3 protein-coding genes are annotated in these 2,846 nt (G+C 66.9%); all 3 read left to right on the plus strand.

Translation table 11 applies throughout. From position 1 onward, the window contains the following. Positions 1-1,515 (plus strand): acyl-CoA dehydrogenase (locus tag B2W70_RS10620; protein WP_286745569.1); only part of this gene is annotated, 1,515 nt, incomplete at its 5' end. Between the two features lie 37 nt (positions 1,516-1,552). Next, the gene (locus B2W70_RS10625; protein WP_286745571.1) at positions 1,553-1,834 is read left to right on the plus strand and encodes a Dabb family protein; all 282 of its coding nucleotides are present in this window, start codon (positions 1,553-1,555) and stop codon (positions 1,832-1,834) included. A gap of 20 nt (positions 1,835-1,854) precedes the next feature. Next, positions 1,855-2,652, plus strand: coding sequence for an SDR family oxidoreductase (locus B2W70_RS10630; protein ID WP_286745573.1), 798 nt, complete (start codon positions 1,855-1,857; stop codon positions 2,650-2,652). Positions 2,653-2,846: the final 194 nt, after the last annotated feature.

The following is a 2,846-nucleotide window of genomic DNA, read 5'->3' on the forward strand; positions in this document are numbered from 1 at the left end:
GCGTACCCGATGCTCACGCGCGGCAACGCCAACACCATCCTCGCGCATGGCACGCCCAAACAGATCGAGGTGTTCGCCAAGGGTGGCTTCGAAGGCCGCACCTTCGGCACCATGTGCCTGAGCGAGCCGCAGGCCGGCTCCAGCTTGTCCGACATCTCCACGCGCGCCGTGCCCGACGTGAAGGGCGATGGCACGGGTGTCGACTGGCTTGTGGACCCGCTGGGCAAGCGTTACCGCCTCAAGGGCAACAAGATGTGGATCTCGGGCGGCGAGCACGAGATGGGCGAGAACATCGTCCACCTGGTGTTGGCCAAGATCCCGGGGCCTGATGGCAAGCCGGTGTCCGGCGTCAAAGGCATCTCGCTGTTCATCGTGCCGCGCAAGCTGGTCAAGGCAGATGGCTCGATCACGTCGCAGCGCAACGACGTGGCCCTGGCGGGCTTGAACCACAAGTGCGGCTACCGCGGCACCGTCAACACCCTGCTGAACTTCGGTGAAGGCAAGTTCCCCGTCAACGGTGAGGCCGGCGCGGTGGGCTACCTGATCGGCAAGGAGGGCGAGGGCCTCAAGTGCATGTTCACGCTGATGAACGAGGCCCGCATCAGCGTGGGCGTGGGCGCGACCATGCTGGGCTACGCTGGCTACGAGTACTCGCTGCAATACGCCAAAGACCGCCCGCAAGGGCGCCACATGGGCGCGGGCGGCAAGGACCACAGCGCGCCGCAGGTGCCCATCATTGGCCACACCGACGTCAAGCGCATGCTGATGATGCAAAAGGCGATCGCCGAAGGTGGCCTGGCCCTGGGCCTGTTGTGCGCGCAACTGGTGGACGACCAGCACACGGGCAGCGGCGGAGAGGCCGAGAAGGCCGGCCTGCTGCTGGAGCTGCTCACCCCCATTGCCAAGAGCTGGCCCAGCGAATGGGCACAGGAAGCCAACTCGCTGGCCATCCAGATCCTGGGCGGTTACGGCTACACGCGCGACTATCCCGTGGAGCAGCACTGGCGCGACAACCGCCTCAACATGATCCACGAAGGCACGCACGGCATCCAGGGGCTGGACCTGCTGGGCCGCAAGGTGGTGATGAACGGCGGCAAGGCCCTGAGCGTGCTGGCCGAGCGCATCAGCGAAACCATCCAGAAGGCGGGCCATGTGAACGGCCTGGCCGAGCACGCGAATGCGCTGGCCCAGGCCCTGCAGAAGGTGGGCGCCACCACCAAGGCGGCCTGGTCCACCGGCGTGCCCGAAGAGGCTCTGGCCAATGCGACGCCTTACCTTCAGGCCTTCGGCCACACGGTGCTGGCCTGGATCTGGCTGGAGCTGGGGCTGGCCGCCAAGGCCGCGCAAGCGCAAGGTCAGTGGGACGCGTCGCCGCTGGGCCCGGGTTTCCTCAAGGGCAAGCTGGCCGCCACCGACTACTTCTTCGCCTACGAGCTGCCCAAGATCGACGCCTGGCTGGGCGTGGTCTCGCGCCGTGACCTGACCTGCGCGCAGGCAGAAGCCGATTGGTTCTGATTCACCTTTGATCTTCAAAAAGAAAGCACCGCACACCATGCTGCGACACATCGTCATGTGGACCCTCAAAGACCCGACCGACGCGCCCCAGGTCAAGGCCTTGCTCGACAGCTGCAAGGGCCTGGTGCCCGGCATGCACGAATTCGACGTCGGCATCAAGGCCGAGGGGCTCGAAGCCAACTGCGACGTGGTGCTGGTTTCGACCTTCGAAGACGCAGCCGCGCTGGCCGCCTACGTGCCGCACCCGCACCACCAGGGCGTGGTCGCGCAGATCCGCCAGATGGCGGCCACGCGCCACGTGCTTGATTACCTCGTCTGATCCGAAAGAAGGCCGCTGCCATGACCGCCCCCCGCATCGTTCAGCAACTCTTCGACCTCACGGGCAAGACGGCCCTGATCACCGGCGGCTCGCGCGGCCTGGGCCTGCAGATGGCCCATGCCCTGGGCGAGGCCGGTGCCAAGGTGGTGATCAGCTCGCGCAAGGCCGCTGACCTCGAACAAGCCGTGATGGCCTTGCAGGATGCGGGCATCGACGCGCGCTGGATCGCCGCCGACGCGGGCAACCCGGATGACATCCAGCGCCTGGCCGATGAGACGCTCGAGCGCGTGGGCGACGTGGACATCCTCGTCAACAACGCCGGCGCCACCTGGGGTGCGCCCGCAGCCGAGTACCCGCTCGAAGCCTGGGACAAGGTGATGAACCTCAATGTGCGCGGCTACTTCCTGCTGTCGCAAGCCATCGGCAAGGCCAGCATGATCCCGCGCAAGCAGGGCCGCATCATCAACGTCGCTTCCATCGCGGGCCTGGGCGGCAACCACCCGTTCATGCAGACGATCGCCTACAACACCAGCAAGGGCGCGGTGGTGAACTTCACCAAGGCGCTGGCCTGCGAGTGGGGCCACCTCGGCATCCGCGTCAACGCGCTCGCGCCTGGCTTCTTCCCCAGCAAGATGACCGCCGGCACGCTGGCTGCGGTGGGTGAAGATCGGCTGGCCGCCAGCGCGCCGCTGCAGCGCCTCGGTGACGACGAGGACCTCAAGGGTGCGACGCTGCTGTTCGCATCGGACGCGGGCAAGCACATCACCGGACAGGTGCTGGCGGTCGACGGCGGCGTGAGCGCCGTGGTGGGCGGCTGAAGCTCGCGCGCCGCATCACACCCTCTGCACCCACGGCACCCCAACACGGGCACCCCACCATGGCCATCCCGTTCCCGGTCCACATTCCGTTCCTCGTTGGCATCGGCGCCGAGTTGCAGCGCTTCGCCGATGGCGAGGCCGAGATCACGCTCGACGTGCAAGAGCCACACACCAACTCCTTCGGTGTGGCCCAC

This window comes from Aquabacterium sp. UBA2148, from assembly GCF_002328915.1.
Lineage (GTDB): Bacteria > Pseudomonadota > Gammaproteobacteria > Burkholderiales > Burkholderiaceae_C > Aquabacterium > Aquabacterium parvum.